General features: G+C 38.4%; 1 protein-coding gene. It reads right to left on the bottom strand.

Annotated features, from left to right (window positions below):
• Window positions 1-73: 73 nt before the first annotated feature.
• Window positions 74-421: a DUF4406 domain-containing protein gene (locus ARB69_RS25575; RefSeq protein ID WP_055155419.1), complete on the bottom strand. Its 348-nt coding sequence runs from the start codon at window positions 419-421 to the stop codon at window positions 74-76.
• Window positions 422-523 lie beyond the last annotated feature (102 nt).

Genomic DNA, 523 nt, shown 5'->3' with positions numbered 1-523 from the left:
GAAAGCGAAAATCCTCCAAAGCATTTATTAACTGCGATCTTCATAAATAATCTCCTTTTCAATTTTGGTTTAGTTAATCCCAACATCCAGCGTCTAATCGCTTACCAATCACTGTTTTATGTGGATCAAACTCACTCAAAAGTATTTTGATCCCATACTGCAAAGCACACTCATGCTCAATCTTGCATCCTCTATAGTCTTGCCAACCTTTGGCAAAGTACGCAACGTCTGCCTTAGATAAACAAGTGATAGAATATCCCAAATATCCGAGTGGATTCATGAGTACGTCTGTATAGGAGTCGATCACTTCAATATCTTCACCCAACAGTTCTCTCGCTTCTCCTATTGCTTTTTCTCTTTCCTTAAATATTTCTTCGTCTGTTCTATCAACCATTGGCTGACTAATAAATAGCTTCTTCATATTTACCTCTTTCCCCGGCTATCTGCCGGAAGCCCTAATCCGGTTTTATTGCTTTTACATACATTTCATGTTCCAACTTCTGCACGAGATTCATCATGTTAA

This window comes from Faecalicatena contorta (assembly GCF_001404335.1).
In the GTDB taxonomy this organism is placed as follows: Bacteria; Bacillota; Clostridia; order Lachnospirales; family Lachnospiraceae; genus Faecalicatena; species Faecalicatena contortus_B.
The sequence above is the reverse complement of the archived record's forward strand: the minus strand, read 5'-3'. Positions and strand labels throughout refer to the sequence as shown.

Excerpts from the sequence above, each read along its gene's own strand:
- ARB69_RS25575 (WP_055155419.1), bottom strand. The coding sequence starts at position 421 with ATGAAGAAGCTATTTATTAGTCAGCCAATGGTTGATAGAACAGACGAA.